This is a genomic window from Brevibacillus soli, assembly GCF_044759095.2.
In the GTDB taxonomy this organism is placed as follows: Bacteria; Bacillota; Bacilli; order Brevibacillales; family Brevibacillaceae; genus JBIYSM02.
This window is the reverse complement of the sequence record NZ_JBIYSM020000048.1, coordinates 1-26,492: the sequence shown is the minus strand read 5'-3', so window position 1 is coordinate 26,492 and position 26,492 is coordinate 1. Positions and strand designations below refer to the sequence as shown.

The following is a 26,492-nucleotide window of genomic DNA, read 5'->3' as shown; positions in this document are numbered from 1 at the left end:
CTTCGCCAGCCGTAGTAGCAGTATTGACAATATTTTCATTCATCAGTGATGCCGTGAACGCGGCATGGAAGTCTTATATGCTGAAAAAAACGTACCGACAACCGTCGGTACGTTTTTTCTTGCTAACCAATCTTATCTTTTGCTGGTCATGGCTGCGCGAACGAACTCGCGGAACAGCGGTTGCGGACGGTTCGGACGGGACGTAAATTCCGGATGGAACTGCGTCGCCAGGAACCATGGATGGTCAGGTATTTCCACGATCTCAACCAGTCTGCCGTCCGGCGTGGTTCCGGCAAAGCGCAATCCATGCTGTGCCAGAAGATCGCGATATTCGTTGTTTACCTCATAGCGATGGCGATGGCGCTCGTACACCAGGGTGCTGTTGTATGCTTTTTCGGTCAGGCTGCCCGGTTCCACCTTCGTTGGTCCAAGGCCCAGGCGCATCGTTCCGCCTTTGTCCTCGATCTCCTTTTGCTCCGGCAGCAGGTCGATTACCGGATACTGGGTATCCGGATTGATCTCGGAGCTGTTCGCTCCGTCCAGACCGACTACGTGGCGGGCAAACTCAATAACGGCGATCTGCATGCCCAGACAAATGCCGAGGAACGGAATTTTCTTCTCGCGGGCGTAGCGAGTGGCGTTGATTTTTCCTTCAATGCCGCGATCGCCGAAGCCGCCCGGCACGAGAATGCCGTCCACGTCGCCAAGCAGCTCGTCCACGTTTTCCGGCGTCACTTCTTCCGCGCTTACCCATTTGATGTCAATGTCGGTATTATTGGCAAACCCACCGTGATACAGCGCTTCCGCCACGGAGAGGTACGCATCGTGCAGCTCCACGTATTTTCCCACGATCGCAATTCGGGTGGTACGGCTCAGGCTCTTGATCTGATTGACGAGCGCTTTCCATTCCGTCATGTCCGCTTCCTTGCAGGTGAGACCGAGATGACGGCAGACGTAATCGTCAAGACCTTGCGCTTGCAGCTGCAGCGGTACATCGTACAGGGTCTCGGCGTCAACTGCTTCGATCACAGCGTTCTTGTCAATGTCGCAGAAGAGAGCCAGCTTGTCTTTCATCTCCTGGGAGAGCGGGTGCTCGGTACGGGTCACGATCACGTTGGGCTGGATACCCAGGCTGCGCAACTCTTTCACGCTGTGCTGCGTCGGCTTCGTCTTCATTTCCCCTGCCGCCTTGATGTACGGGATCAGGGTCACGTGAATGTACATGACGTTTTCTCTTCCGATATCGCTCTTGATTTGGCGAATGGCCTCGAGGAACGGCAGGCTCTCGATGTCTCCCACCGTACCGCCGATCTCGGTAATCACAACATCCGCACCGGTCTCGCGGCCCGCACGGAACACACGCTCTTTAATCTCATTGGTGATGTGAGGAATCACCTGTACGGTGCCCCCCAGATAATCACCGCGCCGCTCCTTGGCAATGACAGCGGAGTAGATTTTCCCCGTCGTTACGTTGGAGTTGGCGCTCAGGTTGATATCGATAAAACGCTCGTAGTGACCCAAATCCAGATCGGTCTCAGCGCCGTCATCGGTTACAAACACTTCTCCGTGCTGATACGGGCTCATCGTTCCCGGGTCCACGTTGATGTATGGATCAAATTTCTGGATCGTTACCTTCAGTCCTCTGTTCTTCAAGAGTCGGCCGAGAGAAGCGGCCGTGATCCCTTTACCCAGCGAGGAAACAACCCCGCCTGTTACAAAAATATACTTTGTCATCCTAATACGTCCCCTCTTTCCCTGTTCCGGTATCAATCATGAATCCTGCAATAAATGCGGATGAGGCCGGCTCCAAAAAAGAAAAAACAAAAGCGGTTCCCATCCCGTTTTTCACGCGGGTAGGGGCACTTTTGTTTTATAGGTTTCCATATTCATACGTTCTTCATGTGAAGCCCAAGGAGTATTTTATCTTGTTTGTCTGATCGAAGTCAAGGACTTAAAAATCGTCTTTTTCGTCTTCCATTTCTACGTCCGTTTCTTCTTCGATGCCTTCTTCTTCGAAGAGATCGTCTGCTTCTACGATATCCTCTTCCTCTTCCAGCTCGGCGTCGAGATCTTCCTCTTCCAGCGCGGCGTCCTCCAGGAACTCTTCGTCATCTTCGAAGATGACAATCTCGTCTTCTTCGAACTCGTCAACCAGTTCTTCTTCGATTTCGTAATCGTCGTCGAAGTCGTCGTCCAGGATAACCTTTTTCTTTTTGCCGCCCTCTTGGGTTTCCTCGACGGTATCGGTGGGGTACCAGCGTTTAAGACCCCAGGTGTTATCGCCGAGGCATACGAAACGGCCGTCAATGTTCACTTCTGTGTATACCTGTGCAATCATGCCCATTTTTTGTTCGTTTGACAAGTTACGCAGAACGGCAATCTCATCCATCAACTCGCGGAAATTATAAGGCCGATTCGTTTCACGGAGAATCTCGTATGCAATGTCAACGAGTGCCATTTCACTCAGTTTCTCTGGTTCAATATGCGCAAGTAATTGACTCACCAGGGCACGTCCTTTCGTAACAATAAATTGGCTATCATACAGTATTCCTTATTTTAGCCTAAAATGCAAGGATTTCAAACGATTCTTCGGCTCACCAAGAAAACCCACCCGGCATTAGCCAACGCTTCGCCGGGCGGGGCCCCGAACACTTTTCTAGCGGCTGTATGGGATGTCCAAATTTATTATACACCGAAAAAATACCGCCTGACGCGGGTTCAGGCGGGACATTTGCTCTCATTACATATTGCGGCGGTACTTTCCGCCTACCTCGTAGAGAGCGGAGCTGATCTGTCCAAGCGAGGCCACTTTTACCGTCTCCATCAGCTCGGCAAAAATGTTGCCGCCGGACATCGCCACTTCCTGCAATCGGCGCAGGGCAGCCGGTGCTTTGTCCCGGTTGCGCTCCTGGAACTCGCGCAGGTTGCGGATCTGATGCTCCTTCTCTTCTTCTGTCGCACGTGCCAGCTCGATTTCATAATCGTCTTCCGACGCGTTCGGATTGAGGAAGGTGTTCACACCGATGATCGGCAATTCGCCGGTGTGCTTCTTCATCTCGTAGTACATCGACTCGTCCTGGATCTTGCTGCGCTGGTATTGGGTCTCCATCGCGCCAAGCACACCTCCGCGCGCATTGATCCGCTCAAACTCCTGCAGCACGGCTTCTTCCACCAGGTCGGTCAGCTCTTCGATGATGAACGACCCCTGCAGCGGGTTTTCGTTCTTCGCCAGTCCCAGCTCCTTGTTGATGATCATCTGGATCGCCATGGCGCGGCGGACGGAGTTTTCCGTCGGCGTGGTGATGGCCTCGTCGTACGCGTTGGTGTGCAGCGAGTTGCAGTTGTCGTAGATGGCAATCAGCGCCTGCAGCGTGGTTCGAATGTCGTTGAAGTCCATCTCCTGCGCGTGCAGGGAGCGGCCGGATGTCTGGATGTGATACTTCAGCTTTTGGCTGCGTTCGTTCGCGCCGTACCGGTTTTTCAGCGCAGTCGCCCAGATACGTCGGGCTACCCGGCCGATGACCGTATACTCGGGATCAAGACCGTTCGAGAAGAAGAACGACAGATTGGGCGCAAAGTCGTCGATGTGCATGCCGCGGCTCAGGTAGTACTCAATGTAGGTAAAGCCGTTGACCAGCGTAAATGCCAGCTGGGAGATCGGATTGGCTCCCGCTTCCGCGATGTGATAGCCGGAGATGGAAACGGAATAGTAGTTCCGCACCTTGTTGTCGATAAAGTACTGCTGAATGTCCCCCATCATGCGCAGGGCAAACTCTGTGGAGAAAATACACGTATTTTGCCCCTGATCTTCCTTCAGAATATCCGCTTGTACGGTACCGCGCACGGTGGACAGGGTATACGCCTTGATTTGTTCATATTCTTCCGCAGATGGCTGGCGACCTTCCCGCTGCACGAACTTCTCCACCTGCTGCTCGATGGCAGTGTTCATGTACATTGCCAGAATCATCGGCGCCGGTCCGTTGATGGTCATCGAAACGGACGTGGACGGTGCGCACAGGTCGAAGCCGGCGTACAGCTTTTTCATGTCGTCCAAGGAACAGACGCTAACGCCGCTGGTACCGATCTTCCCGTATATGTCAGGTCGGTAGTCCGGATCCTCGCCGTACAAAGTTACCGAGTCAAACGCCGTACTGAGGCGCTTCGCCTCGTCGTTTTGAGAAAGAAAGTGGAACCGGCGGTTGGTTCGTTCGGGCGTGCCCTCTCCGGCGAACTGCCGCTTCGGATCCTCCCCTTCGCGTTTAAACGGAAACACGCCGGCCGTGTACGGGAACTCTCCCGGCACATTTTCCTTCAAGGACCACTTCAGGATTTCGCCCCAGTCCTGAAAGTCAGGCAGGCTCACTTTCGGGATGCGGGTGCCGGACAGCGACTCGGAATACAGCACGGTCACGATTTCCTTGTCCCGTATCTTGGTCACCAATTGATCCTGTCTGTACGCTTCCTTCAATTTGGGCCAATTTTCCAGAATGCGGCGGCACTCCGGATGGAGTTGGCTTTCAAAGTGGGCGATCTGCTTGTCTAAAACAGCTTCGACTTCCATTGCTGCAGCATCACCGGAGGCAAGCACAACCTCCTTCGCCCCGTGAAGCTGGAACAGCTTTCGTGCAATCGCCGACTGTTCTTCTGTAAAAGCCCGGTATTGGCGAACCGTATTGGCAATGTCCTGCAGGTAGGTGATGCGCTCGGAAGGAATCAGCGATTTTTTCTGAATGGCCACCGGAGTCGGATCAAGGTTGGCGATCGGCCAATCCACGCCCGTCTTTTCCACAAGCTTGTGCATCAGGGCAGCAAACAGAACATTGGTGCCCGGGTCGTTGAACTGGCTGGCAATGGTTCCGTACACCGGGATCCTGTCATCCGGAAGGTCGAACAGGTTGTGGTTGCGACGGTACTGTTTGCGCACTTCACGCAGCGCATCCTCCGAGCCCTTCCGCTCAAACTTGTTGATCGCCACCAGGTCGGCGAAATCCAGCATGTCGATTTTTTCCAGCTGGGACGGTGCGCCGAACTCACTGGTCATGACGTACATGGAGACATCGCACACCTCTGTGATTTGCGCGTCGCCCTGGCCGATTCCGCTCGTTTCCACGATGATCAGATCAAAACCGGCGGAACGGGTAATCTTGATGGCATCCTTGACCGCACCGGAAAGCTCGGAGCCGGACTTCCGCGTAGCCAGACTGCGCATGTAAACGCGCGGTGTGTTGTTGGCGTTCATGCGGATGCGGTCGCCAAGCAGCGCGCCGCCTGTCTTTTGCTTGGACGGGTCGACGGACAGGATGGCAACCGTTTTGTCTTTATAAGTGTAAAGGAACCGGCGGACCAGTTCGTCTGTCAGCGAACTTTTCCCCGCTCCCCCGGTACCGGTAATCCCCAGAACGGGTATCGTCTGTTCCGTCTGAGGCAGCCGCTCTGCCACAGGAGCGAATGCAGCCGGTTCCTGCACCGCGTACTCCGCCACCGAAATCAGCCGGGCGATTGCTTTGTGGTTCTGCTCGCGCAGCGCTTCCACTTCATTTTCCAGCTGTTTGACGGTGGGGAAGTCGGTTTCTTGCAGCATGTGGTTAATCATGCCCTGCAGCCCGAGACGGCGGCCGTCGTCCGGAGAAAAGATCTTGCAGACGCCGTATGCTTCCAGCTCGCGAATTTCGCGCGGAACGATCACACCGCCGCCGCCGCCAAACACCCGGATGTGACCGGCTCCGCGCTCTTTCAAGAGATCAATGACGTATTTAAAAAATTCCACGTGCCCGCCCTGGTAGGAGCTGATGGCAATCCCCTGCACATCCTCCTGGATGGCGGCGGTCACAATCTCGTCAACGGAGCGATTGTGACCCAGGTGAATGACTTCCGCCCCGGACGACTGCAGGATACGGCGCATGATGTTGATTGAGGCATCGTGCCCGTCATACAAACTGGCTGCCGTGACAAAGCGGATCTTGTTTTGCGGACGATACACTCCCGTTTCCATCGTTCCACTCTCCCTTGGAATCAACTAATTGGAAACACCGATTTCATTTAGCAAAAGAGCTGTCTGCTTCTCTGTGTACTCTTCCAGCGTGTAATGCTTTCTCAATGTCCAGCGGCGGAACACCCACATCTCACCCAACACCATGATGTTGTCCGCCATCAGTTTGACGTGCTTTTCGTCCAGGCGGATGGAACCGTCGGCAATTCCTTTCCGCAGAATATCTTCAAAAATGAGGGAGATCTCTTCTTCCCGCTGCAGGACGTAGCGAAGCGTTTCCTTGGGCAGCGACTTTGTTTCCTGATAAATCAAAAGAACGCGGTCGCTCATCTGGTCCATCACGCGGAAAAAGCTGCGAAGCGCCATTTTCATGATTTTCAACCCGTTGCCTTTAAAGGTGATGGCTTCGCGAAGTCGGCTTTCCACCTCTGCGTGAATGGCGTCACATACCAGGTAGAGCACGTCTTCCTTCGATTCAATGTACTCGTACAGGGTGCCGATGCTAAAACCGGACGCTCGGGCAATCTCGCGGGTGGTTGTTTTGTGAAACCCCTTGTTGATAAACAGGTCAACCGCCGCTTCAATGATTTGCTCCCGTCGCTTTTCAATCAGTTTGGGATCCTTCACCAGGGAAGGGATGGTTTTCTTTTTCTCAGTCACGACAATCGTCCACCTTTCTAGCCGACTGAGCGTTTGGTCGGGTAAAACGAAGAAAAAAAGACCGCAACGCTCTCCATGTGTATGATGACTATTATACGTCCATAGAGAAGCGAACGCCAATCTTTCTTTCCATTTGGGTCAACGACTGTGTCCGAACAAATCCCGCACGATGGTTTCCGCCGTGCTGCAGGGGTCTTGCTCCCGCTCTGCGACACGGTTCATCTCTGCTGCGTACGCACCGCCCTGCATTTTGCGAAGCATGCGCCGATAGATGTGATCGCGAACAATCTCCAGCACCTCGTCCTGCAGATGACGGGAGCGCTGCTCTGTCAGCCGGCCGCTCTCCTGTAAAAAGCGGAAGTGACGCTCTGCCTCCGCCCACAGTTCGGACATGCCGTGGTTCTCAGTGGATATCGTACGTACGATTGGCGGACGCCAGGGAGCATCGTGTTTCACCAAATCGAGCATCTGCTCCACTTCGATCTGCAGTTTATCCACGCCCGGCAAATCGGCCTTGTTGATGACAAACAGGTCGGCAATCTCCATGATCCCCGCTTTAAATGCCTGAACGGAGTCTCCCCCGCCGGGATTGAGCACAACGATGGTCGTATCGGCAATGGTCATGACGTCCAGCTCCGATTGGCCGACGCCGACCGTTTCGATCAAAACCACCTCGCAGCCATAGGCATCCAGCACCCGTACCGCATCCCTGGTGTTGCTGGACAAGCCGCCGAGACTTCCGCGGGTTCCCATGCTGCGAATAAACACGCCCGGATCAAGAGCATGATTCTGCATCCGCACCCGGTCGCCGAGCAGCGCACCGCCGGTAAACGGACTGGTGGGGTCGACGGCGACCACCCCTATCTTCAAGCCAAGTAAACGAAGATAGCCGATCAGACAGTCGACCAGCGAGCTTTTTCCTGCCCCCGGCGTCCCGGTGATGCCGATCAATTTTGCCCTGCCGGTGTGGGGAAACAATTCACGGAGGATTTGCCCCCGCTCCGGGTAGTCGTTTTCAATGCAGGTGATGGCACGGGCCGCCCCGCGCACATCGCCCGCAAGAATCCGTTGGGTAATCTCGTGCATGATACGCCCTCTATTCCTTGAGCAGGTAGTTGCTGATCACGACACGCTGAATTTCATTGGTACCCTCGTAAATCTGGGTTATTTTCGCGTCGCGCATGAATCGCTCAACCGGATATTCGCGGGTGTAGCCGTATCCCCCGAAAACCTGCACCGCTTCCGTCGTCACTTCCATCGCGATGTCGCCGGCAAATACCTTGGAGATCGCCGAAGCTTTTCCGTACGGCAGGCCCTGATCTTCCAGCCACGCAGCCTGATACGTGAGCAGTCGAGCCGCTTCAATTTTGGTTGCCATGTCGGCCAGCTTGAACTGAATCGCTTGCAGGGATGCAATCGGTTTGCCGAACTGATTGCGCTCTTTTGCATAGGCAAGGGCATGGTCGAACGCCCCCTGGGCAATCCCCAGTGCTTGTGCCGCGATTCCGTTGCGGCCGCCGTCCAGCGTCATCATGGCGATCTTGAAGCCCTGGCCTTCTTCGCCCAGCCTGTTTTCCACAGGCACCCGCACGTCTTCGAAGTTCACGGCCAGTGTCGGCGACGAACGAATGCCCAGTTTCTTTTCCTTCTTGCCCATGGTGAAGCCAGGCATCCCTTTTTCCACGATAAAGGCGGTAATTCCCTTGTGCTTCCGTTCCGGATTGGTGACAGCAAAGACGACGTAGATTTCCGCTTCGCCTGCGTTGGTGATAAAAATTTTGCTTCCGTTTATGACGTAGTGGTCGCCGTCACGCACGGCCGTGGTGCGCATGCCGGCGGAATCAGAGCCGGACCCCGGTTCGGTCAGGCAGTACGCCCCCATCTTTTTCCCTTCTGCAAGCGGACGCAGGAACTTCTGCTTCTGCTCTTCCGTACCAAACTTGTAAATCGGCCAGCTGGCCAGGGAAACGTGTGCCGAGAGAGTAACCCCGATGGAAGCGTCGACGCGAGACAGCTCTTCTACAGCCAATACATAGCTCAGATAGTCTGCACCCGCACCGCCGTACTGCTCCGGCCAGGGAATGCCGGTCAGACCCAGTTGCGCCATTTGCTCAAAGATGGAACGGTCAAAGCGCTCTTCTTCGTCACGCTCCGCCGCCGTGGGTGCCACTTGGTTTTCTGCAAACTCGCGAATCATTTTTCGCAGCATGTCCTGTTCTTCAGTCAGTTGGAAATTCATCTCTTGTACACTCCCTCGCCCCATTCTCTATTCCGTAAACAAATGCTTGGCAATGACGATTCGTTGAATTTGATTCGTCCCTTCGTAAATCTGTGTAATCTTGGCGTCACGGAACAGGCGCTCCACCGGATACTCGCGGGTATACCCGTAGCCGCCGAAAATCTGTATCGCTTCCGTGGCGATTTTCATCGCCGCATCGGAGGCAAAGCGCTTGGCCATCGACGCCTCTTTCCCGCACGGGAGACCCTGATTGCGCAGATCGGCGGCCCGATAAACCAGCAGGCGCGCCGCTTCCACCAGGGCTGCCATGTCGGCCAGCTTGAACGCTACTGCCTGCTGCCTGGCGATCGGCTGTCCGAACTGCTTGCGTTCCCTGGCGTACTCCGTCGCATAGTGGAGCGCTGCTTCAGCAATTCCCAGCGCCTGAGCGGCGATACCGATACGTCCCGCGTCCAGGTTGGCCATTGCGATTTTGAAACCGTCCCCCTCGGTGCCCAGCAGATTTTTGGCGGGTACACGAGCGTTGTCGAAGATCAGTTCCGTCGTATTGGAGCCGTGCAGCCCCATCTTCTTTTCCTTTTTCCCGACCGTAAAACCGGGGGTATCTTTCTCTACAATAAAGGCGGAGATGCCTTTTACGCCCTCGGATGATTGCGTCACGGCGAAGGTGATGTATACATCCGCCTCGCCGCCGTTGGTGATAAAGATCTTGCTGCCATTGAGAATGTATTCGTCGCCATTTCGCACTGCCGATGTGCGGAGGTTGCTTGCGTCCGAACCGGCTCCGGGCTCTGTCAGGGCAAATGCGCCGAGGAACTCGCCACACGCCAGCTTCGGCACGAATTTACGCTTCTGCTCGTCGTTTCCGAAGTAGAGAATCGGATTGGTGCCGACCGACGTATGAACAGAGAGAATGACGCCAAGCGTTGCGCTCACTTTGGAAATCTCGTGAATGGCGAGAATATACGAGAGAAAGTCTGCACCGGCTCCGCCCCACTCTTCCGGGATCGGAATGCCTAAAAGCCCCATCTCCCCCATCTTTTTTACGATGCGGCGCGGAAATTCGTCCGTCTCCTCCATCACCGGAACAAACGGAGCGATCTCCTTCTGGGCAAAGTCGCGCACCATCCTGCGCATCATCTCTTGCTCTTCGCTGAATCGGAAATTCATCGTATGTCCTGCCTTTCCGCAAACTCGTTGTTAGTTGTAGACATAGAAGCCCCGACCTGATTTTTTGCCGAGCCAGCCAGCTTTTACGTACTTGCGGAGCAGGGGGCACGGACGGTATTTGGAATCGCCAAAGCCTTCGTAGAGAACTTCCATGATGTACAGGCAGGTGTCCAGCCCGATGAAGTCGGCCAGCGTCAGCGGCCCCATCGGGTGGTTCATGCCCAGCTTCATGACTTCGTCAATCGCCTCCGGAGCGGCCACACCTTCGTACACGCAATAGATCGCTTCGTTGATCATCGGCATCAACACGCGATTGGAGACGAAGCCCGGAAAGTCGTTGACGCTTACCGGCACTTTGCCCATCTGCCTGGAGAGGTCTTCTACCAGCTGGTATACCTCATCAGCTGTTTGCAGGCCGCGGATGATCTCGACCAGCTTCATCACCGGCACCGGGTTCATAAAGTGCATGCCGATCACTTTTTCCGGCCGCTTGGTCACTGCGGCAATTTCCGTGATCGGGAGCGAAGAGGTGTTGCTCGCCAGAACCGTGTGCGCCGGGCATACTTCATCCAGCTTTTTGAAGATTTCCGTCTTGACCGCCATATTCTCCGTGACGGCTTCTACCACGAAATCGGCGTCCTTGCCGTCCGCGAGATCGGTGGAAAGTGTAAGACGGGAAAGGACGGACTGCTTCTCCTCTTCACTCATTTTGCCTTTCTCCACGTTGCGAGAGAGGTTTTTCGTGATCGTCTGCAGCCCGCGGTCCACAAATTCCTGTTTGATATCGTTAAGCAAGACCTGGAAGCCGGCCTGCGCCGCTACTTGTGCAATGCCGCTTCCCATCTGCCCTGCGCCCACTACCATGATTGTTTGAACGTTCATAAATTGGCCGCCTCCTTACTGCGCGTCTACTTTGATTAAAACGGCATCGCCTTGCGCCGCTCCGCTGCAGATCGCCGCGATGCCCAGTCCGCCACCGCGGCGGCGCAGTTCATACACCAGGTGCATGATGATGCGCGCACCGCTGGCTCCGATCGGATGACCCAGCGCAATGGCTCCGCCGTTGACATTTACCTTTTCCTCGTCCCAACCGACGATTTTGCCGCTGGTCAGGATAACGGCCGCGAACGCTTCATTCACTTCAAACAAATCGATTTCTTCCAGCTTCGTTCCCGTCTTCTCGAGCAGCTTTTGGATCGCCAGACCCGGTGTCGTTGCAATGTACGGTGCCTCTGCCCCCACCTGAGCGTGTCCCAGGATGGTCGCCAGCGGTTTGATTCCCAGTTCAGCCGCTTTCGCATCCGACATCAGCACCATGGCCGCGGCGCCGTCGTTGATCCCGGGTGCATTGCCCGCGGTAATCGTGCCGTCCTTTTGGTAGACCGGGGGCAGCTTGGCCAAGCCTTCCAGCGTCGTGTCGGGACGGGGTGCCTCGTCTTTTGTCACCAGTACCGGGACGCCTTTTTTCTGCGGAATCGGCACCGGCACGACCTCTTCGTCAAAAATACCCTCCGCCGCCGCTTTTGCCGCCCGCTGCTGGCTGCGGTATGCCCACTGGTCCTGAGCCTCCCGGCTGATGCCGAATTCTTCCGCCACGTTGCTGCCGTGAATTGCCATCGGCACCTGATCAAACGGGCAGGTAAGTCCGTCGTACATCATCAGATCCTTCACCGTTGCGTCGCCCATACGAAATCCGTAGCGAGCGTTCGGCATCGCATAGGGAGCGTTGCTCATGCTCTCCATGCCGCCGGCCACGATGATGTCACCATCGCCGGCGCGGATGATCTGATCGCCCATCGTCACCGCACGCATCCCGGAAGCGCACACCTTGTTGATGGTTTCGCTCGCGACGTTCCAGGGCAGACCTGCCTTGCGGGCCGCCTGTCGTGAGGGAACCTGCCCCGCTCCGGCCTGGACCACCATCCCCATGATCACTTCGTCCACCTGCTCGCCTGTTACACCTGCGCGCTGCAGCGCTTCCTTGATCACAATCCCTCCCAGATCAACGGCTGTTACGTCCTTTAACGCTCCGCCGAACTTGCCAAAAGGGGTACGGGCTGCACCTGCGATTACCGTTTTCATGCCTGGACGCTCCCTTCTTTCCTGGCGATCCTACGCCGAGATTCCTTGGGTTACAGAAAAACCAAGTCGATCGAGCGGTCGCTCACTTTACTCCCTTTCATTTTGCGCCGATCTGTGGCAATAGTCAATGAATTATGAAAGAAAAGCTGTACCACGTGTTACCAGCAGTACAGCTTTTTTACCCACCCGGTACAAGCTAGCCTCAACCCACTCGTCGATAGCTAGGCTCCACCCACCCGGCGATAGCCTCGCTGTGTCGGGTGGGGCCCGGTATGTGCCGAGTGGGATCCCTTGCTGCGCCGGGCGGGGCCCCAATATATTAAATCGCGTCGGCGAGGATTTCCGCGATGTCTCTCGTTTTCACCTTGTCCTCTGCCTCTTTCATCTTCACGCCGTCGTTCATCATCGTCAGGCAGTAGGGGCAGGCGCTGGCAATCGCGGTCGGATTGACCTCCAGAGCCTGCTCGGTACGCGCGACGTTGACGCGGGTGCCTTCGTGTTCTTCCATCCACATCAGACCGCCGCCGGCGCCGCAGCACATGCTGTCGCAGCCGCTGCGCTTCATTTCCAGAATCTCTACGCCGGGGATGGCTTCGAGAATTTGGCGAGGCTTGTCATAGATGTCGTTGTAGCGGCCCAGGTAGCAGGAGTCGTGGTAGGTGATGCGCTCCTTCACTTCCTTGGACGGCTTCAGGCGACCTTCTTTAATCCATTGGGTCAGCAGCTCGGAGTGATGGTACACTTCCGCCTGCAAACCAAATTCAGGGTATTCGTTTTTAAATGTGTTGAAAGCGTGCGGGTCGCAGGTCACGATTTTCTTTACGCCATACGCTTCGAACAGGGCGATGTTTTCCTGCGCCAACTGCTGGAACAGGAACTCGTTTCCGATGCGGCGAGCCGTATCGCCGGAGTTTTTCTCTTCGTTCCCGAGGATGGCGAACTTGATGCCCGCTTCGTGCATCAGCTTGACGAAGGCGTGGGAAATTTTCATGCTGCGGTTGTCAAAGGAGCCCATGGAACCCACCCAGAACAGGTACTCGAACTCATCCGTATCTTTTACCGTCGGTACTTCATACTCGCCGTTCAGACCTTCAATCCATTTCGTGCGGTCCTTGCGGTTAATGCCCCACGGGTTGCCCTGGCGCTCGATGTTGTTCAGCGCCCGCTGCGCCTCGGCCGGCATGCTGCCTTCCGTCATCACCAGATAGCGGCGCATGTCGATGATTTTATCTACGTGCTCGTTCATTACCGGACATTGGTCTTCACAGTTGCGACAGGTGGTGCAGGCCCACAGTTCCTGTTCGGTGATCACGTCGCCGATGAGATTTTTCTCGTATGCAACAGCAGCAGCGCCCTCAGCTGCCGCAGCCACTTCCGAGGCTTGCAAAGCCAGCTGGTTCGCCGCCGTGTTGGCGAAAGCGAAGTTCGGCATCCACGGTGTGCGGGAGGTAATGGCCGCTCCTTTTTCTGTCAGGTGATCGCGCATTTTCACGATCAAATCCATCGGGGAGAGCATCTTGCCGGTACCGGAGGCCGGACACATGTTGGTGCAGCGGCCGCACTCCACACAGGCGTACAGGTCAATCAACTGGGTTTGGGTAAAGTCTTCGATCTTGCCGACCCCGAACACTTCCTGGGTCTCGTCCTCAAAGTTGATGCTGGACAGTTTCCCCGGCGGATCCAGCTTTTTGAACCAGACGTTCACCGGTGCAAAAATCAAGTGTGCGTGCTTGGACTGCGGAACGTATACCGCAAACGCAAGCAAAATCAGCAGGTGCATCCACCAGAAGATGTAGAACAGAGCTGCCGCGGCCGTCGGGCTGATTCCCGAGAAAAGAGCGGCAATCGCGGAAGAAATCGGTGCAAACGCAGATGGTTCATGCCCCAGCCAGAGCTGTTCAAACGCCAGCGACAGCAGCACGGACGCCATCAGCGTGGAGATGAACAAAAGGACGATCCCCGCCTTGAAGCCGCGCTTCAACCGCTTCAGCTTTTCAATATAGCGGCGGTAGAACGCATAGCTGACAGCTGCCAGAATCAAAAACGTCGTGATTTCCTGCATCAGGCTAAAGTATTTGTGAGCACTGCCAAAAGGCAGTTCGAAGCCTTTGACCAGTCCTTTCACAATCAGCTCGATGGCGCCAAACTGCAGGATGATAAAACCGTAGAACATGACGACGTGCATGACGCCGCTCTTCTTGTCCTTCAACAGCTTTTTGTGAAAGACGACGTTTTCCAGCAGCAGATTCAACCGAGCTTTGAAATCATCTTTTACGTCGGGCTTTTTCCCCAGTTTGATAAACAGGTAACGGCTGTACACAACGTGCGCCGCCAGGTACAAACCGTAAGCCAGCACCAGAAAAAACGCGATGAGGTTCAACATTGCCAGCAAGGATCTCAACTCCCTTTATACACATCTTCGCTTTCTTTGTTTTCTATCTTATCAGAACTGACGGAAAAAATGAATGACTATTCATTCAAGTTTTACGGGGTTGCCGATTTTACCAGACTGAGCGTTCGCTCAGAGTGAGGTTACCCTGATGATACCACACTCTATGCTAGTCCACTACGGAAGATTCTGTACAAATTACCCTATACCGGGTGATTATTGGGTGTCGAAAAAGTGGGCTGCAATGGGGAGAAGCGTATTTCCATTCTGCGCTCCGGTCTCCGCCCTGCAGGGGTGCGTGACTGTCCGCTCCGCTAGGCTGGGCTGCGCTAGTCGCTCCGCCTGGAAACATGCTTCTCCTCCGATACAGTCCCCCATTCTCTTCGTTATGTTTCCGACCAAATAGTATTTCATCTCCGTCATTTCGTATCATTCCAACTACGGCCGGCATGATTTCTAACAGCAATCTAAGAAAACCCACCCGGCATGAGCTAACGCTTCGCCGGGCGGGGCCCCGAACCCTTTTCTCGTGGCTGTATTGGATGTCCATTTTTATAAATTTTTATCTACTAACAAAAAACGCCGGCAAAATGATGAGTACCGGCGCGTTCCCTTTGCTATTGTCATTCAATTTTCCCCAGATAGACGGACTTGTCCTTTTCGTATTTGAACATAAAGACGTCCGCATAGACATTGTCGCCCTTTTCGTCGAACGACACTTTGGTAAATTTCCCTGTAAAATCTTTGGTTTTATGAACCGTATCCAGAACCTGTTCACGTGTCGGCTTCTTCCCGCCGTTTGCCTTGATGGCTTCCTTCAAGCCTTGCAGGACGACGTTCATCGCGTCAAATCCGTAAGCAGAATACGCTTCCGGTTTTTTCCCCATCGCTTTTTCATACTCCTCGGCCCATTTTCGGCCTTCCTCCGTCTGCTTGATATCACCCGCCAATGCAGTAAAGATGACTCCCTCCACTGCAGGGCCGGCAATTTTGATCATGTCACTGGAGTCGAGTGCGTCGGCTCCCATAAAGTAGCCTTTGAAGCCTTTTTCTCTGGCTTGCTTGACCAGTATGCCGCCCTCTGAGTAGATTCCCCCGAAGTAAATCATGTCGGGACTTTTTGACAGCACCTGATTGATCACGGCGCTGTAATCCTTCTCGCCCTGGGTAATCCCTTCATACCCAAGCACTTGTACGCCGTCTTTTTCAAACTGGGCTTTTACCTGTTCGGCCAGACCCTGACCGTATGTAGTCTTGTCGTGAATCACAAAGACTGATTTCACTCCCAGTGTGTTCTTGGCGTAGCTGGCTCCCTTCGGACCCTGCTTGTCATCACGCGCCACGATGCGGTGTACCGTCTTTTTCCCTTCCTCTGTCAGCTTTACTCCGCTGTTCGCCGGGGATACCATGACCAGCTTGCCTTCTTCATATTTGACGGAAGACGGTATGGCGACCCCGGTGTTAAAGTGCCCAACGACAGCCAAAACGTCCGGATTGGAGATCAGCATTTCTGCATTGGCGACACCTTGCTTCGGGTCTGCCTGGTCATCCTGCGGAAACAGCTGAAGCTCAAAACCCATCTTGGCAAACTCCTCTTTTTGCAGCTGCAGAGCGTACTCCGCTCCGCTTTTAATCGTGTCGCCGATGGCGGACTGGGAGCCGGAAAGCGGCGTTTGCGTCGCGATGAGAATTTTATTGGAATCTGTGCTGCCGTTCGTGTTGGTTGGGGTGGAAGCATTGCCGGCTGAAGGATTCGTCCCTCCGCTACAACCGGTTAGAATCATGGCCGCAGTCAGGGTGGATACGAGCGTACATCGTTGAAGCTCCTTGATCATCGTTCTGATTGCCCCCTTTTCCCATAAATGTAAACGCTATCATTGTAGCATCCATCCATTTGGCAATAATTATACAAACCATCTGAATTTTCCGCGAAATTGTGTTACATTTTGTCGCGCAGGAATCTGAAGGGATTTACAAAAAAGGAAGGCTGCCAGAGCTCACCCTGACAGCTTACAACGTCTCCTATTTACCGGAAGCCTCTTTTTGCTCTTCCGGACTCTTTTTTTGTTTTTGCTCCTGACGAACGTCAGCCAATGATTTGACTTTGGTCGCCTTGATCCGCTTGTTGCGCTGCAGGTCGGTCGGTTCCAGGTTGTTGGCTTCGTCGCGCATAAGGGCTGCAATGCCGACTGCTTTGCCTTTTGCCGCCTGACAGTACTCGCAGTTGGCCTCGTCGTGCGCATGGTAGTGCTTCGGCTCCGGATAGGAGGTAATGACGCCTTCAAAGTTGCGCAGAACCACCTTGTCGGCCGATTGTGAAATGATATAGTTCGGCATCACCGGAATCTTGCCGCCGCCGTGCGGTGCATCCACCACGAAAGTAGGAATGGCGTAGCCGGAGGTGTGGCCGCGCAGCTGCTCGATGATTTCAATCCCTTTGCTGACCGGCGCGCGGAAGTGGCCGATTCCCTCGGAAAGGTCGCATTGATAGATGTAGTACGGGCGCACGCGGATTTTTACCAGTTCATGCACCAGCTTCTTCATCGTATTGGCGCAGTCGTTGATGCCGGCCAGGATTACTGCCTGGTTGCCCAGCGGCACACCGGCATTGGCCAGCATTTCACACGCTTTTTTCGCTTCCGGCGTAATTTCCTTCGGATGATTGAAGTGGGTGTTGAGCCAAACGGGATGGTATTTCTTCAGAATGTTGCACAGGTTTTCCGTAATGCGCTGCGGGAACACCACCGGAGCACGTGTGCCGATGCGGATAATCTCCACATGCGGGATCGCACGCAGGTTGCTGATGATGTACTCCAGTACGCGGTCGTTGATCAAAAGACCGTCGCCGCCGGACAGCAGCACGTCGCGTACCTCTGGCGTGTTGCGGATGTAGTCGATACAGGCGTCCAGCTGCTTTTTCGGCACGCCCATGCCGATTTGTCCGGAAAAACGGCGCCGCGTACAGTAACGGCAGTACATGGAACATTGGTTGGTGACCAGGAACAGCACACGGTCCGGGTAGCGGTGGGTAAGACCCGGCACCGGGGAGTCTTCGTCCTCGTGCAGCGGGTCCTCCATGTCGTACTTGGTGCGAACCATCTCGGAAGACAGCGGGACAGACTGCATGCGAACGGGATCTTTGGGATCGTTCGGATCCATCAGCATCGCGTAGTAAGGCGTGATGTTGAGCGGGATCGTCTGATTGGAAATGCGCACGCCCTCCTCTTCTTCCGGTGTCAGGTTGATTACCTGTTTTAATTCATCCACAGTTCGAATGGTGTGGGTCAGCTGCCACATCCAGTCGTTCCACTGTTCATCGGTTACTTCCTTCCATAAGGGAACATCGCGCCAGTGGCGGCTGGTGGTTGCTATTGTCATGAAAAACATCTCCTTTCATCGCTCGTGATATGCAGGTTGGCAACACACTCGCCATAAAGGAGATGCAACTCTCATGCCAATCCATTCGAAAGATTTTGAATATAGAGAACAAAGGGGATTCGGTGCGTTTTCCCGCTCATGTTAACCGTCTGCTCTGCCGAATTTTCGGCACTTCCCTCATCGCTTCGGCGATCGGCCAGACAGCTTGTACTGCAGCGTCTGGCGCGGGATTCCCAACAGTTTGGCTGCCCGGAGAATGTTTCCGTCCGTCTCCTTGAGCGCATCGGCAATCATCCGCTCTTCGATTTTCTGCAGCACTTCCGGCAATGTCCGCCTTTCTCCGCCGTCCTCCGCAGGCTGCGGCAACCACGCAGACACAGCAGGCCCCCGATCCTGATGCAGGCGCTCCGGCAGATGCTGGGGAAGGTGCTCCAGCTGAATCACATCTCCCTCCACCATGTTCATGGCCGCCTCGATCACGTGCTCCAGCTCGCGTACATTTCCCGGCCAGTCGTAACGCTGGAACAGCTGCTTCACCTGCTCGCTCACCCCGCGCACCTCCATGTGAAACTGTCGATTGTATTTGTCGATGAAGTGGCGGGTTAACAGGTCAATGTCTTCCTTGCGCTTGCGCAATGGCGGGATCTCAAAGGAAACAACGTTGATGCGATAGTACAGATCGGTACGCATTCCGCCGCGTTTGACTGCCTCCTGCGGGGGTTCGTTGACAGCCGCGATGACACGTACGTCCACCTGCGTCGACTTGCCGCTGCCGATGCGGCGAATCTGTCCGTCCTGCAAAACCCGCAATAGCTTCGCCTGAAGGTCGAGCGGCATGCTGTTCAGTTCGTCCAAAAACAGCGTTCCTCCGTCAGCCAGCTCAAACAGTCCCGGGCGGTCATCCGCTCCCGTGAAGCTGCCTTTGGTTGTGCCGAACAGCAAGCTTTCCAAGAGGGACGACGGCAATGCGGCACAGTTTTGCGCGATGAACGGCTTGCCGCTTCGCATGGAAGCCTGGTGAATGGACTGCACGAACAGTTCCTTGCCGGTACCTGTTTCCCCATAAATCAGCACAGGCGATGAGGTGCGTGCTGCCCTGCGTGCCCGTTCCTTTACCTGGATCATGGCGGCGTTGGCGGTAATAATGTCGTCAAAGTGGTAGGAAACCCCGTCGGAATCGGCCTGCCTGGTTCGCTTCGTCTTGCTCACCTTTGCCTGCAGATCCAACAGGCGTTCCGACAGCTCTTTTAACTTGCGGATGTCTTTTGCAACTTCCACCGCTCCTACCAACCGCTTGCCCACGCGCACGGGCAGAGTGGTGTTGATCGTTTCCACTCGCATGCCTTTCCAGTTGGTGTAGGTTTGCGGCTGATTGTAGATGGGCTCGCCGTTTTCTATCACCCGAAGCAGCGTACTGGACTCTTTATCGAGCGACGGAAACACTTCCAAGAGCGGCTTTCCCAGCACCTCTTCAGGAGTCAGCCCGTCCAGTCTGGCGGCGACGTGATTATAGAAAATCGTGATGCCGTTGGCGTCGACGACGTGGATTCCTTCATCAATCGCTCCGAGGATGGCTTGCAGCATCTCTGCCGTTTCGGATATGGGCATGGCGGGGATTCGCCTCCTTTGCAGTCAGGCTGCCAAAAATTCATCACTATGCCGAATTTTCGGCATTATCGGTACCGTTCCACTTGGACGGCGAGATACAGGGTGTAGATCAGGTGACCCAGCACCCACACGACAAAAGCGGCAAGTGAGATCGCAACTCCGCTCAACATGGTGAACGGAAAGTAGATCACGGTAAATGCGAGCAGCCAATACAGCAGGTATTTTACCGTTGGCCATCCGCTGATCCGCGGATAAAACCCAATCAGGACAAATGTGACGATCACGCTCAGCACCAGATGAATGAGCAATTCCACAATGGACGGCAGCCCGGCGAACACAGGGACGTAGCTTACGTCAATCAGCACGGTAAGCGTCTCCGTCTGAAACAGCCCGTCGCAGAGCGCCAAAAAGGCTGCGAGAATCATTCCGGCAATCCATCCGTTGATCAGAAAGAACGCCATGAAGTCTCCCCCCTTCTTCTGATGCGGTAGATACTTCTATTGTAGTTGCAAAAAACCGCCCTTGCAAAGAGCGGTTTCAAGCTATGTCCAGTCAAGATGAATGGTCAGCTCGTGTTCCCCCACGTATTGTTCATTCATCCAGAGTTGGTATTCGATTCGAATCTCCTGCGGGCGTGTTTGCTTGCTCGTAACCAGCAGCTTCCGCGTATGTGTCTCCATGGTAAAGCGACCGTGCGGGCTGACGTAGGGCGAGTGGCTGCTCATTCCCTTTTCGAATTGCTGCTTCATCTGCAAACCGCCCTGCCGCAGCAGTGTCACTTCCTTCTCGGAAACTTTCAGGGTGGTCGTGACATCCCCTGCTCCTTCGATATGCTCTTTGTAGGTGATGTACCAGGCTGAAACCTTTTCAGCTCCTTTTCCCTGGTAGACGGTGACTGTTTTTTCCGTTTGACCGTACAAACTGTGTTTGGCCACCAGCTTTATCTGAACGTCTTGCATGAACTCCCTCGCCTCTTACCATTTTGCTTGTCAATGCTCATTGTACCGCTTGACCCTTTTGTGGTGCAACGTCCGTCGAGTTTGCCGGCATCGGGGTCAATTGCCTCATGGATACGACGATTCCCGCCGCAGCCAGCAAGAGCAGCCCGGCCAATGCCAGATACCCGATACCTGCACCGGTGGAATCAATCATCACTGTAAACAGACCGATCAGAGCCAGCCGCATGACCATGCCGATCGAGTTCAGGAAACTCATGACGCGCCCCATGAAGTGCTTGGGAACGATGATCATGTACAGCGACTGGCGAATCAACCGGACGGAGGCGTTGCACCAGCCGAAAAAGATGCCTGCGGCCACGAAGACTGCCCCTGTCGGAATCGCTACCATCGCGATCATGACCATGGCAAACAGCAGGATATTGCCCACCATCGCAGCAAATTGACCGATTTTCCGGCTCACGGTTGAGACAAAAAAACCTGCCGCCACCGCTCCGACCGCGTAAGTGACCTCTGCAAAGGAGAATACCAGCACGTCTTCCCCGAGTGTCTGGTTCACGTAAACCGGGGCCAGCAAATTGCTTGCCATGACCGCGATAAACGGCATCAAGGCGGATATCCCAAAGAGGATAAAGCCGCGCTTCTCCCTGATGAACAGCCAGCTTTGCTTCAACTGACCAAGCCAGGACGTTCCGGCGTTTTCTCTGGCCTGACGCTCCAGCGTAAATCGGTATTCCATGGTGGACAGCAGCCCGAAGGCAGCCAGGTAGGTAAGGGCGTCAACCAGCAATACGACATGCAGGCCGAACGCCCCCAGCAGCATACCGGCAATTCCCCCGGCCAATACGGATGCCGTCTGGTTTTCAATCTCCAGCAAACTGTTACTATCATCGTAATGTCTGGAATCAAAGCTTTCCTGTACGAGGGCGGACTGTGTGGGATAGTGGATTTGGAACATAAAGGTGGTCACCAAAAAGACCGTAATCAGCATCCACTCTTGATAGGGAGCGATAAACCCCCAGACAGCGAGAACGCCAAGCACGAAGAAGCCGATCACGTTTTCTGCGAGCAGCATCTTTTTCCGTGAAAAGCGATCAATCAACGTCCCGATATAAGGCCCGATAAAAAACATCAGCACCGCCGACACAAACATGGTTGAGCCAAGCAGCTGCGCCGTTCCTGTCTTCTCCACCAGGTACCAGGAGATCCCGATCATGGTCATGCCCTGTCCAAAGCTGGAGAAGAGGTTGGAGAAAAACAGCTTGCGGAAGTTTCGATTGCCAAAAACCTCTTTCATGCGCCAGCGCCTCCTCAGGAAGAATCTTACAATATGTATGCTACAGAAAATTTTAAACTTTGTAAACAAAAATGTTTTGTAATTTGCCGCCTTCCCAAAGCAAAAAGCGCTTCCCGAATGGGAAACGCTTGAGTGTCCAGTCGCGTCTATTTACTTTACAAAACCCAAAATCAGTTCGCGCACGATTTTGGAAGCGACGATTTGGGTCATCTCGCTGTGGTCGTACACCGGTGCCACTTCCACCAGGTCGCAGCCGATGACGTTTGCGCCGTTTTTCGCCATGAAATGAATGGTATCCAGCAGTTCACGGGACGTAATGCCGCCTGCTTCGGTTGTGCCGGTACCCGGTGCGTGGGCCGGATCGAGTACATCGATGTCGATGGTCAGGTAGATCGGACGATTGCCGATGGTCGGCAGCACCTGTTTCACCGGTTCCAGCACGTCGTATTTGTACAGGTGCATGTTTTCCTTCGCCCACTCAAACTCTTCCTTCATCCCGCTGCGGATGCCGAACGAGTAAACGTTCTTGCCGCCGATCAGGCCGCACGCCTTTTTAATCGGGGTGGAATGGGAATACGGGTATCCTTCGTAGTGATCGCGCAGGTCGGTATGCGCATCAAAGTGGAAAATTACCAGATCCTTGTATTTTTCGTATACCGCCTGGATGACCGGCCAGGAAACCAGATGCTCGCCGCCCAGGCCAATCGGCATTTTGCCGTCTGCCAGGACTTTGCTCACGAACGAACGGATGGCGTCCAGGCTGCCTTCCACATTGCCAAAAGGAAGCGGAATGTCGCCGGCGTCAAAGTAGTTGACCTCTTCCAGCAGACGGTCCAGATACGGACTGTACTCCTCCAATCCGATGGAAACCTCGCGGATGCGGGCAGGGCCGAAACGGGAACCCGGCCGGAAGCTGACGGTCCAGTCCATCGGCATGCCGTAAATCACCGCCTGGCTTTCCTCGTAGCTGTTGTGGCTGCGAATGAAGACGTTGCCGGAGTAAGCTTCATCAAAACGCATGAGGTTTGTCCTCCTTCAATCTTAGTCGCGAGTCAGCTCAGCCACGAAGTTTGGCAGCTTGAAGACCGCATGATGGATGTCGGCGTTGTAGTACTTGGTATTCAGATCCTTGATCTTCGTCGCGTCCACTTCCAGCGGATCGTACTGCTTGGAAGCGATGGTGAAGCTCCACAGGCCGGACGGATAAGTCGGAATGCTGCACGTGTATAGACGGGTTACCGGGAAGATGGATTTCAGGTCTTTAAATACACGTTTGATCAAGTCGCGGTTGAACCACGGCGATTCCGTTTGAGCGACCATGATGCCGTCCGGTTTCAACGCCTCATAAATGCCTTGGTAGAAGCCTTTTTCGAACAGGCCGACGGCAGGGCCCACCGGCTCGGTGGAATCAACCATGATGATGTCGTATTCCCCTTTGTGATCATGGATGTGTTTGACGCCGTCAATCACCTGCACGTCTACGCGCGGGTTGCCGGACAGTTCGCTGGCAATCGCCGGGAAGAACTTTTTGCAGGACTCGATCACGCCGCCGTCAATTTCCGCCAGTACGGCTTTTTCCACGGAAGGGTGCTTGACGATTTCGCGGATCGCACCGCCGTCACCGCCACCGACAACCAGTACCTTTTTCGGATTCGGGTGGGTGTTCATCGCGACGTGGGAGATCATTTCATGATAAACGAATTCATCCACGTCCGTCGTCATGACCATGCCGTCGAGAGTCAGCATGCGTCCGAACTGCTTGGTGGTAAAAATATCGATTTGTTGAAACTCGGTTTTTTCGCTGTATAAAGTCTCGGTAACTTTCGTCGTAATACCGTGATTTTCCGTTTGTTTTTCGGTGTACCACAATTCCATTTCCATGGTTATGTACCTCCTTTAAATGGACAGTTTCAAAATGCTGACGAGGCCTTGGCTTGTACATCAACAAGAAAATTATAGTAGCTACCTCTCAAAATGCAAGCAAATTTTACACGAAAATACAGTCAATCCCGAAGTTTAGTCCATGGTAGATTTACCCATACTAGATACAACGTATGTCTTTGGATAGTATGTCCCGTTTTCATGCAAACGTGTCTAATTTGGGCAAGAAGGGAGGAACTCTTCCATGGAAGTGATCCGCGAAGCTCCGCTCATCCGCTATTTGCGCTGGATAAAGAAATTCATAAAATTTTCCATTCTCAGCCTATTGTGCGTTTCGTTTGCCATTCTGCTGCTGCTTCTGTTTTTGCGGTCGCAGCCGCTGCCTGTTGCTTCGATCAATCAGACGACCACGATCTTCGCGAGCGACGGCAAGGTGCTCGACACGCTGCACCGCGGGGAGAACCGGTTTGTCGTGCCATTGAGTCAAATGGCGCCGTCACTGGTTGACGCTACGGTTGCCATTGAAGACCGTTCCTTCCGCGAACATTACGGCTTTGACTTTAAGAGACTCGCCATGGCCGTTTACATCGATTTGAAAACGATGGACAAGCGCCAGGGCGCCAGCACTATTACACAACAGTTGGCCCGCAACCTCTATCTCAGTCACGAGAAAACCTGGGAGCGCAAAATCAGGGAGGCGCTGTTGGCAATCCAGTTGGAGCTGAACTACAGCAAAGACGAGATACTGGAAATGTACATGAACCAGATCTATTACGGCCACTCCGCATACGGAGCGCAAGCGGCAGCCCAAACGTATTTTGGCAAGGATGCAAAAGATCTGACACTGGCGGAAAGCGCCATGCTCGCTTCCATCCCCAAAGGGCCGACGTACTACTCCCCATTCGTGGATTTCGAGAAGGCGAAAGGGCGTCAAAGGGTGACCCTGCAGGCGATGCAGCGGGCCGGTTATATTACGGCAGAACAAGTGGAGCAGGCTTACGCCGAGCCTTTGAAGCTCAAGGAGCGAAAAAACCAGGAGGCAACCGAATCCGCCCCGTATTTCCGGGATTACATTGCCAGTCTGGTGAAAAGCAAATACGGTATCGACGAAGAGATGTTCATTCACGGGGGCTTGAAAATCCACACCACACTGGATGCTGCGATGCAGAAAAAGGCTGAAGAGACGATTGCCTCCATCCTTCCCAAAGACAATTCCGAGCTGCAGACCGCTCTGATTGCCATGGAGCCGGGTACGGGTAAAATCAAGGCGATGGTCGGCGGCAGGGATTACAAAAAAAGCCAGTACAACCGCGTGTTCAGCAAACGTCAGCCGGGTTCTGCCTTTAAACCGATTTTGTACCTGGCCGCCCTGCAAAACGGCTTTACGCCGCTGACCCTGATGAAGAGCGAACCGACCGTATTTACCTATGACAACAACAAACAATACATTCCACGCAACTTCGGGGATCGCTACGCGCACGATTTCATCAGCCTGCAGCAGGCAATCGCCACCTCCGACAACATCTATGCCGTAAAGACGATTGAGCAGCTTTCCCCGCAAAAGCTGGTGGAGCAGGCGAATCAAATCGGCATTGAAAGTACGCTTCAGCCGGTCCCTTCGTTGGCGCTGGGTACCTCGCCCGTCTCACCGTACGAACTGACAGTGGCGTACGGCACCATCGTAAACAAGGGCGAACTCGTTAAACCCATTGCGATAACCCGCATTGAGGACAGCGAGGGAAATGTATTGGCCGAGGAACAGCCAAAGAAGTCACAGGTAGTCGACCCTGTGTATACAGCCCTGCTCACCCACATGATGCAAAGCGTGTTTGATCGGGGAGGAACCGCCTATCGGGTCGCCAACGAACTGAACCGACCGGTTGCCGGCAAGACGGGAACCACCGACTACGATGCATGGTTAAGCGGATTTACCCCGCAGTTGGTTACCACGGTATGGCTGGGCTACGATGAAGGACGCAAGCTGGATGACATCAAGGAAGGTATTTTTGCCAAACAAATCTGGGCGAAGTTTATGGAAAGCGCGCTAAAAGACCAGCCCCCCGCCTTGTTTGAGATGCCTGCCGGAGTCGTATCGGTGTACATCGATCGGGAAAGCGGGAAGCTGGCAACGGAGCATTGCCCGAATCCTCAACTCCTGTACTTCGCCGCCGGTACAGAGCCGCAGGAGTACTGCACCGACCATCTCCCCAGCACCAGTGAGCCAGCCACTCCGGTGAAGCCTCCTGATAAGGCGTCGTTCTGGCAGCGCATGGGCAATTGGTGGAAGCCGGGTCAATAAGAATACCCCCGTAATCGTAAACAAAAAGGGACGGAATGACTCGTCCCTTTTTGCGTTAGTCAGTGGATGGATCGCCTCCGCCGATGACTCCTTTGCCGTCCGCAAAGACGTGGTCGTTGACGATGGTAATCAGTCCGGCCTGATCGAGATGATCCAGCACTTCAAACAGGCTGTCCCGCTTGCCAGCCGGCAGCTTGCGAATGAAGTTGTTGATGTCTTGGGGAGAGACATTGGTGAGGAAGTGAACGCCGCCATGGCGTACAAAGTGGTCATTTGCCCCTTGAACGTTTGTCTGGTCCATCAAATCCAACGCCCCTTCACTGAATCGGTTTTTAGCCGTGCACTCCTAGTGTGCCGCGGACACCTGTGAAGGATAACCTGTAAGAAAACCCAGCCGACTTTAGCTAACGCTGGTGTCGGCTGGGGCCCTGAACCCTTTCCTTGTGGCTGTATTCGATGTCCCAATGTTATAAATTCTGGTGTATGAAATAATGTCCTTAAACAAAGGAAAATCCCCAGCGACTACGGAAAAAAGAAGTACCTG

Annotated in this window: 20 protein-coding genes; 1 reads left to right on the top strand and 19 read right to left on the bottom strand. The window is 54.3% G+C overall.

What is annotated here, in order from left to right; genetic code table 11:
- Positions 1-132: 132 nt before the first annotated feature.
- The 18 genes from pyrG to speE form a co-directional block, all read right to left on the bottom strand.
- Entirely contained in the window at positions 133-1,734 is a 1,602-nt protein-coding gene (gene pyrG, locus ACE99V_RS17320; RefSeq protein WP_400492488.1) for a CTP synthase, read from the bottom strand.
- 217 nt (positions 1,735-1,951) lie between these two features.
- Positions 1,952-2,503, bottom strand: a complete 552-nt coding sequence (gene rpoE, locus ACE99V_RS17315; RefSeq protein WP_400492487.1) for a DNA-directed RNA polymerase subunit delta — start codon at positions 2,501-2,503, stop codon at positions 1,952-1,954.
- Positions 2,504-2,740: 237 nt separating this feature from the next.
- A complete protein-coding gene (icmF, locus tag ACE99V_RS17310; RefSeq protein WP_400492486.1) occupies positions 2,741-5,992 on the bottom strand; it encodes a fused isobutyryl-CoA mutase/GTPase IcmF in 3,252 nt (1,083 codons plus the stop codon).
- 24 nt (positions 5,993-6,016) lie between these two features.
- Entirely contained in the window at positions 6,017-6,649 is a 633-nt protein-coding gene (locus tag ACE99V_RS17305; RefSeq protein WP_400492485.1) for a TetR/AcrR family transcriptional regulator, read from the bottom strand.
- 138 nt (positions 6,650-6,787) lie between these two features.
- Positions 6,788-7,735, bottom strand: coding sequence for a methylmalonyl Co-A mutase-associated GTPase MeaB (gene meaB / locus ACE99V_RS17300; RefSeq protein WP_400492484.1), 948 nt, complete (start codon positions 7,733-7,735; stop codon positions 6,788-6,790).
- A 10-nt stretch (positions 7,736-7,745) separates the two neighbouring features.
- Positions 7,746-8,888, bottom strand: a complete 1,143-nt coding sequence (locus ACE99V_RS17295; RefSeq protein WP_400492483.1) for an acyl-CoA dehydrogenase — start codon at positions 8,886-8,888, stop codon at positions 7,746-7,748.
- A 27-nt stretch (positions 8,889-8,915) separates the two neighbouring features.
- Positions 8,916-10,058: an acyl-CoA dehydrogenase gene (locus ACE99V_RS17290; protein WP_400492482.1), complete on the bottom strand. Its 1,143-nt coding sequence runs from the start codon at positions 10,056-10,058 to the stop codon at positions 8,916-8,918.
- A gap of 30 nt (positions 10,059-10,088) precedes the next feature.
- Positions 10,089-10,940, bottom strand: coding sequence for a 3-hydroxybutyryl-CoA dehydrogenase (locus ACE99V_RS17285; RefSeq protein ID WP_400492481.1), 852 nt, complete (start codon positions 10,938-10,940; stop codon positions 10,089-10,091).
- A gap of 15 nt (positions 10,941-10,955) precedes the next feature.
- A complete protein-coding gene (locus ACE99V_RS17280) occupies positions 10,956-12,140 on the bottom strand; it encodes an acetyl-CoA C-acetyltransferase (protein ID WP_400492480.1) in 1,185 nt (394 codons plus the stop codon).
- A gap of 319 nt (positions 12,141-12,459) precedes the next feature.
- Complete coding sequence (locus ACE99V_RS17275) at positions 12,460-14,532, bottom strand: (Fe-S)-binding protein (RefSeq protein ID WP_400492479.1); 2,073 nt, start codon at positions 14,530-14,532, stop codon at positions 12,460-12,462.
- Positions 14,533-15,152: 620 nt separating this feature from the next.
- The gene (locus ACE99V_RS17270; RefSeq protein ID WP_400492478.1) at positions 15,153-16,364 is read right to left on the bottom strand and encodes a branched-chain amino acid ABC transporter substrate-binding protein; all 1,212 of its coding nucleotides are present in this window, start codon (positions 16,362-16,364) and stop codon (positions 15,153-15,155) included.
- A 187-nt stretch (positions 16,365-16,551) separates the two neighbouring features.
- Positions 16,552-17,907 (bottom strand): lysine 2,3-aminomutase, encoded by a 1,356-nt coding sequence (gene kamA / locus ACE99V_RS17265; protein WP_400492477.1) that lies wholly within the window; start codon positions 17,905-17,907, stop codon positions 16,552-16,554.
- Positions 17,908-18,084: 177 nt separating this feature from the next.
- A complete protein-coding gene (locus ACE99V_RS17260; RefSeq protein ID WP_400492475.1) occupies positions 18,085-19,515 on the bottom strand; it encodes a sigma-54 interaction domain-containing protein in 1,431 nt (476 codons plus the stop codon).
- A gap of 65 nt (positions 19,516-19,580) precedes the next feature.
- The gene (locus tag ACE99V_RS17255) at positions 19,581-19,976 is read right to left on the bottom strand and encodes a hypothetical protein (protein WP_400492474.1); all 396 of its coding nucleotides are present in this window, start codon (positions 19,974-19,976) and stop codon (positions 19,581-19,583) included.
- An 81-nt stretch (positions 19,977-20,057) separates the two neighbouring features.
- The gene (locus tag ACE99V_RS17250) at positions 20,058-20,474 is read right to left on the bottom strand and encodes a YwiB family protein (protein ID WP_400492473.1); all 417 of its coding nucleotides are present in this window, start codon (positions 20,472-20,474) and stop codon (positions 20,058-20,060) included.
- A 37-nt stretch (positions 20,475-20,511) separates the two neighbouring features.
- A complete protein-coding gene (locus tag ACE99V_RS17245) occupies positions 20,512-21,768 on the bottom strand; it encodes an MFS transporter (protein WP_400492472.1) in 1,257 nt (418 codons plus the stop codon).
- 150 nt (positions 21,769-21,918) lie between these two features.
- Positions 21,919-22,788, bottom strand: a complete 870-nt coding sequence (speB, locus tag ACE99V_RS17240; protein WP_400492471.1) for an agmatinase — start codon at positions 22,786-22,788, stop codon at positions 21,919-21,921.
- A gap of 21 nt (positions 22,789-22,809) precedes the next feature.
- Complete coding sequence (gene speE / locus ACE99V_RS17235; protein ID WP_400492489.1) at positions 22,810-23,643, bottom strand: polyamine aminopropyltransferase; 834 nt, start codon at positions 23,641-23,643, stop codon at positions 22,810-22,812.
- Between the two features lie 250 nt (positions 23,644-23,893).
- On the opposite strand from speE, the gene ACE99V_RS17230 reads away from it, so the two are divergent.
- Positions 23,894-25,948, top strand: coding sequence for a transglycosylase domain-containing protein (locus ACE99V_RS17230; RefSeq protein WP_400492470.1), 2,055 nt, complete (start codon positions 23,894-23,896; stop codon positions 25,946-25,948).
- Between the two features lie 55 nt (positions 25,949-26,003).
- On the opposite strand, the gene ACE99V_RS17225 is transcribed toward ACE99V_RS17230, so the two are convergent.
- On the bottom strand, positions 26,004-26,249 hold the full coding sequence (locus ACE99V_RS17225; protein WP_400492469.1) for a hypothetical protein: 246 nt from the start codon (positions 26,247-26,249) through the stop codon (positions 26,004-26,006).
- Positions 26,250-26,492 lie beyond the last annotated feature (243 nt).

Coding starts and splice junctions, on each gene's coding strand:
- pyrG (WP_400492488.1), bottom strand. CDS start 1,734: ATGACAAAGTATATTTTTGTAACAGGCGGGGTTGTTTCCTCGCTGGGT.
- icmF (WP_400492486.1), bottom strand. CDS start 5,992: ATGGAAACGGGAGTGTATCGTCCGCAAAACAAGATCCGCTTTGTCACG.
- meaB (WP_400492484.1), bottom strand. CDS start 7,735: ATGCACGAGATTACCCAACGGATTCTTGCGGGCGATGTGCGCGGGGCG.
- ACE99V_RS17295 (WP_400492483.1), bottom strand. CDS start 8,888: ATGAATTTCCAACTGACTGAAGAACAGGACATGCTGCGAAAAATGATT.
- ACE99V_RS17290 (WP_400492482.1), bottom strand. CDS start 10,058: ATGAATTTCCGATTCAGCGAAGAGCAAGAGATGATGCGCAGGATGGTG.
- ACE99V_RS17285 (WP_400492481.1), bottom strand. CDS start 10,940: ATGAACGTTCAAACAATCATGGTAGTGGGCGCAGGGCAGATGGGAAGC.
- ACE99V_RS17280 (WP_400492480.1), bottom strand. CDS start 12,140: ATGAAAACGGTAATCGCAGGTGCAGCCCGTACCCCTTTTGGCAAGTTC.
- ACE99V_RS17270 (WP_400492478.1), bottom strand. CDS start 16,364: ATGATCAAGGAGCTTCAACGATGTACGCTCGTATCCACCCTGACTGCG.
- kamA (WP_400492477.1), bottom strand. CDS start 17,907: ATGACAATAGCAACCACCAGCCGCCACTGGCGCGATGTTCCCTTATGG.
- ACE99V_RS17260 (WP_400492475.1), bottom strand. CDS start 19,515: ATGCCCATATCCGAAACGGCAGAGATGCTGCAAGCCATCCTCGGAGCG.
- ACE99V_RS17255 (WP_400492474.1), bottom strand. CDS start 19,976: ATGGCGTTCTTTCTGATCAACGGATGGATTGCCGGAATGATTCTCGCA.
- ACE99V_RS17250 (WP_400492473.1), bottom strand. CDS start 20,474: ATGCAAGACGTTCAGATAAAGCTGGTGGCCAAACACAGTTTGTACGGT.
- ACE99V_RS17245 (WP_400492472.1), bottom strand. CDS start 21,768: ATGAAAGAGGTTTTTGGCAATCGAAACTTCCGCAAGCTGTTTTTCTCC.
- speB (WP_400492471.1), bottom strand. CDS start 22,788: ATGCGTTTTGATGAAGCTTACTCCGGCAACGTCTTCATTCGCAGCCAC.
- speE (WP_400492489.1), bottom strand. CDS start 23,643: ATGGAATTGTGGTACACCGAAAAACAAACGGAAAATCACGGTATTACG.
- ACE99V_RS17230 (WP_400492470.1), top strand. CDS start 23,894: ATGGAAGTGATCCGCGAAGCTCCGCTCATCCGCTATTTGCGCTGGATA.
- ACE99V_RS17225 (WP_400492469.1), bottom strand. CDS start 26,249: ATGGACCAGACAAACGTTCAAGGGGCAAATGACCACTTTGTACGCCAT.